Genomic DNA, 4487 nt, shown 5'->3' on the forward strand with positions numbered 1-4487 from the left:
CGGAAAGCGCCGGGTCCTCCCGCAGCACCACCCCGCCCCGAACGGCCGCCGCCAGGGTGCGGGCCTGGGCCAGGGCGCCCTTCGCATAGGAGACGACCGAGGCGGTGTGGCCGAACGACGGGCCCGTGCTGTAGCTGGTCACCGTGAACCCCGCCGCCCGCAGGGACGCCGCCGCCCGGGCCGCCTGACCGGGCACACCGGACCCGTTCAGCACCTGGACGCGCACCGACGCCGGGACCAGCGTCGTGGTGGTCGCGCCGCCCTGGGCCGGGGTGGATGTCGGCGCCCCGTAGCTCTCCCACGCCGCGATGGCCTGCTGGTCGGGACCGGGCTCGGGCAGCAGCACGTCGCCCAGTGAGCCGTAGCCGCTGACCGCCCGGTACGGCAGGGTCCAGCTCGGGATCTGTGACGGGTTGAGCGCCATGAACTGCAGCGCCAGGTGGAGGATGTCCGACGAGCTCAGGCCGGAGTCGACGGTCAGGTCGTTCACGGCGTGGTTGATCAGGGCGTTGGCCGTCAGGGGGTTGTGCTTCGAGTCGTGGACCGCCTTGCTGGCCAGGGCGCGCAGGAACTCGTGCTGACGGACGATGCGCCCGATGTCGCCGGTGCCCTCGGAGTGCCAGTACCCGTCCTTGTAGTACCGGTAGTAGCGGCTCCGCACGAACGCCAGGGCGGTGTTCCCGTCCAACATGTGCTGGCCGGCGGTGGGAATGCTCAACCCCGACTCGTTGGCGTAGCCGGGCGGGGGAGAGCCGTCCTTCACCGGGTACGGGAAGTTCATGCACACCCCGCCGACCGCGTCGGTCAGGTTCATCAGCCCGGTGAAGTCGACCGCGGCGTAATGGTTGATCGTTATCCCGAAGTTCTGGGTGATGGTCTCGATGAGCTGGCTGGGGCCGGTGTTGAAGGCGTCGTTGATCTTGGCGGAGTGGCCGGTGCCCGCCAGCTTCACCAGGGTGTCACGGGGAATCGACATCATGGCGGCCTTGGACGTGCGCGGATCGATGTGCAGGAGGATGATCACGTCGCTGCGCTGGCCCGCCACCAGTGACGAGCTCCCGAAGTGGCTGGCGGCGCCGGCCGGCTGGCCGGTCCGGCTGTCCGAGCCGGTGAGGAGGATGTTCTCCGGCTCCGAGATCGCCTGGGCCTGGATCCCGTTCACCGGCACCCGGCGGATCTTGTCGAGACGGTTACGGATGTACAGGTAGCCGCCTCCGGCCACCACCGCCGCCAGCACGACCAGGACGATCAGGCCGATCAGCACCCGCTTCGGCCAGCGGCGGCGGCGCTCGGCCGGCTCCGCCGGGCCCTCGGGCAGGGTTGTCCCCGGCGGCGGGGTCCCCGGCGGCGCGAGCGTGTCGTCGATCGGCACATCCTAAAGAGGCCGGGATGCTGTGAACCGGCAGCGGCTGGGGATAAAAGGGACGTGGCCGCGCCCCGGACGGACGAGCAGGGCGGCCGGCCGGGCCCCCGGCTCGCCCGGCCCCATCTGGCCCTCGCCACCCTGTCCCTCGTCCTGTTCCTCACCTTCCTCGACAACACCGTGGTCAGCGTCACCCTGGCCGACGTGCAGTCGTCGCTGCACGTCGGGGTGGGCGCCCTGCAGTGGATCGTCAACGGCTACGCCCTGGTGTTCGCCGCCTTCATGCTCAGCTTCGGGACCCTCGGTGACCTGCTCGGGCGCAAGGCGGTGATGCTCGGGGGCGTGGTGGTGTTCTGCGCCGGCTCGGTCGTGGCGGCGGTGGCGCCCGACAGCGCCACCCTCATCGCCGGCCGCGTGGTGATGGGACTGGGGGCGGCGGCGTCGGAGCCCGGCACGCTGTCGATGATCCGCCATCTGTACTCCGACCGCCGGGAGCGGGCCCGGGCCCTGGGCGTGTGGACGGCGGTCTCCGGCCTGGCCCTGGCCTTCGGCCCGGTCATCGGAGGGGTGCTCGTCGGGCTGTGGTCGTGGCGTGCGGTCTTCTGGTTCAACCTGGCCTTCGGGCTGCTGGCCCTGGCCGGGGCGGGAGCCGTGCTCCCGGAGAACTCGGACCCCGGCAACCGGCGCATCGACCTTCCCGGCTCGGTGCTCGGGGCCGCCAGCCTGGCCGCCGCCACGTTCGCGGTCATCGAGGGGGAGACCGCCGGGTACACCTCCGCATGGGTGGACGCCCTCTTCGCCGGGGCGGCGCTCGGGCTCGTGGCGTTCGTGCTGGTCGAGCGGCGGGCCGCCAACCCCGTCCTCGACACCCGCTACCTGCGCCGGCCCGCCTTCGCCGGGGCCAACGTGGTCGCCTTCTCCACCTACTTCGCCACCTTCTGCATCTTCTTCTTCGTGTCGCTGTACCTGCAGCTGGTCGGGACCACGTCCGGGTACGGGGTGGCCGTCGACTTCGTGCCGATGGCCGTGGCCCTGGTCATGGCGTCGGTGTTCGCCGGGCGGTGGGTGGCGGTGAGCGGGCCGCGGGTGCCGATGGTGTTCGGCTGCCTGGCCACCGCCGCCGGCGTGGCCCTCACCGAGCACTACCTCCGGGCCGACTCGAGCGTCGGGGGCATCGGCTGGACCCTGGCCCTGGCGGGCGTCGGGATCGGCATAGCCATGGTGCCGGCCACCTCGACGGCGCTGACGGTCGTCCCCGCCGAGCACTCCGGGATGGCGGCGTCGGCCACCAACACCAGCCGGGAGCTGGGCGGCGTGGCCGGGGTCGCCATCCTCGGCTCGATCGTCAACGGGAAGCTGGTCGTCGACCTCGTCCACGAGCTGGCCCGCCAGGGCTTCCCCAAGGCCATCCGCGACCAGGTCGTGGCGGCCGTGACGACCGGCAACATCAGCCAGCAGGCGGCGGCGTTCAGTCATGGGTCCAACAAGGCCCTGCAGGCACTGGTGAACCGGCTCGAGGCGCTGGCGGGCGGGGCGTTCCGGTCCGGGCTCAACCTCTCGCTGTGGATCGCCTTCACGCTGATGGTCATCGGCGCGGTGGTGGCCCTGCTGACGATCAGGACGCCGGCGCCGGTGGAGGCCCTTGACCGGGACCGGTCCGCTTAGGACTGTTGTCGGATGGCCGACGACGACATCAGAGAGCTGGCCGAGCGCTACTGGACGGGGGAGGCCGATCTGGTCCTGGCCCACCACCCCGTCGTGCCCGCCGGTGGGTCCAGGCCGGTGGAGCTGGCCGACGGGATCCTGTACCTCAAGAGCATCGCCGCCGTGACGGCGCTCGACACCGGCGCCGGCGTGGTGCTGCTGGACACCGGGTCCCAGTTCGACGCCGGAGCCGTCCACGACGGCGTCGTCTCGTGGCGGCCCCGCTCACAGGTGGCGGCGGCGGTCTTCTCCCACCACCACGTCGACCACGTCTTCGGGGTGGGCCGGTTCGACGCCGACGCCGACGAGGCGGGCCGGCCCCGGCCCCGCGTCTACGCCCACGAGGACGTGCCGGGCCACTTCTCCCGTTACCGGCGGACCGAGGGATGGAACCGGGCCATCAACATGCGCCAGTTCGGGATCAGCGCCCCCGGCTTCCGGTGGCCGACCGACTTCCGCCTGCCCGACCACACCTACCGGGACGCCCTCACCTTCAGCGAGGGGGCGCTCACCTTCGAGCTGCACCACGCCCGGGGGGAGACCGACGACGCCACCTGGACCTGGGTGCCCGAGCTCTCGCTCCTCCACCCCGGGGACCTGTTCATCTACGCCGTCCCCAACGCCGGCAACCCCCAGAAGGTCCAGCGCTACCTCTCGGACTGGGCCGCCGCCCTCCGGGAGATGGCGGCGCTGGGGGCGGAGACGATGATCCCCGGCCACGGCCTGCCCGTCTTCGGGGCCGACCGCATCCGGGCCGCCCTCACCGACTCCGCCGAGCTGCTCGACTCTCTCGAGGACCAGACCCTGGCGCTCATGAACCAGGGCCGCAGCCTCGATCAGGTGCTCCACGAGGTCGAGGTCCCCGACCACCTGCGCGACAAACCGTACCTCCGCCCGGTCTACGACCACCCGCAGTTCCTCGTCCGCAACGTCTGGCGGCGCTACGGCGGCTGGTACGACGGGGAGCCCGACAACCTCCTGCCCGCGCCCCGGGCCGCCCAGGCCCGGGAGTGGGTGGCGCTGGCCGGTGGCCTCGGCCCCATCCTGGCCCGGGCCCGGGAGCTGTCAGCGGCCGCGGGCGAGGAGGACCACGCCCTGGCCTGCCACCTGGTCGAGCACGCCGTGCTGGCCGAGCCGGCGTCGGCCGAGGCCCACGAGGTGCGCCGGGCGGTCTACGAGGCGCGCTCCGCCCACCAGCAGTCCTCGATGGCCCGCAACATCCTGGCCCACGCCGCCCGGTCCAGCGCCGAGGGCCGCCGCGACCTGGCCGGCGGCTACTAGACGGCTCCTAGGCCAGCCAGACGAACCGGGGGTTGAAGTAGCCCCCGGTCATCCCGAGGCCCTTGGTGCCCTCAGGGGTGACGGCGTTGTCGAAGTTCATGACGTGGGGCTTGGCGATGACGCTCCAGTACGCCTGGTT

The 4487-nt window shown here is 72.2% G+C and carries 3 protein-coding genes; 2 read left to right on the forward strand and 1 reads right to left on the reverse strand.

What is annotated here, in order from left to right; genetic code table 11:
• On the reverse strand, window positions 1-1372 hold a 1372-nt coding region (locus tag VFW24_07030), incomplete at its 3' end, for an LCP family protein (GenBank protein ID HEX5266508.1).
• Between the two features lie 54 nt (window positions 1373-1426).
• Here VFW24_07030 and VFW24_07035 point away from each other — a divergent pair.
• Together VFW24_07035 and VFW24_07040 are read left to right on the forward strand one after the other, a co-directional pair.
• Entirely contained in the window at window positions 1427-3028 is a 1602-nt protein-coding gene (locus tag VFW24_07035; GenBank protein ID HEX5266509.1) for an MFS transporter, read from the forward strand.
• 12 nt (window positions 3029-3040) lie between these two features.
• Window positions 3041-4348, forward strand: a complete 1308-nt coding sequence (locus tag VFW24_07040) for an alkyl sulfatase dimerization domain-containing protein (GenBank protein ID HEX5266510.1) — start codon at window positions 3041-3043, stop codon at window positions 4346-4348.
• Window positions 4349-4487: the final 139 nt, after the last annotated feature.

The organism is Acidimicrobiales bacterium (genome assembly GCA_036273495.1).
Classification (GTDB): Bacteria; Actinomycetota; Acidimicrobiia; order Acidimicrobiales; family JAJPHE01; genus DASSEU01.

Coding starts and splice junctions, on each gene's coding strand:
- VFW24_07040 (HEX5266510.1), top strand. CDS start 3,041: ATGGCCGACGACGACATCAGAGAGCTGGCCGAGCGCTACTGGACGGGG.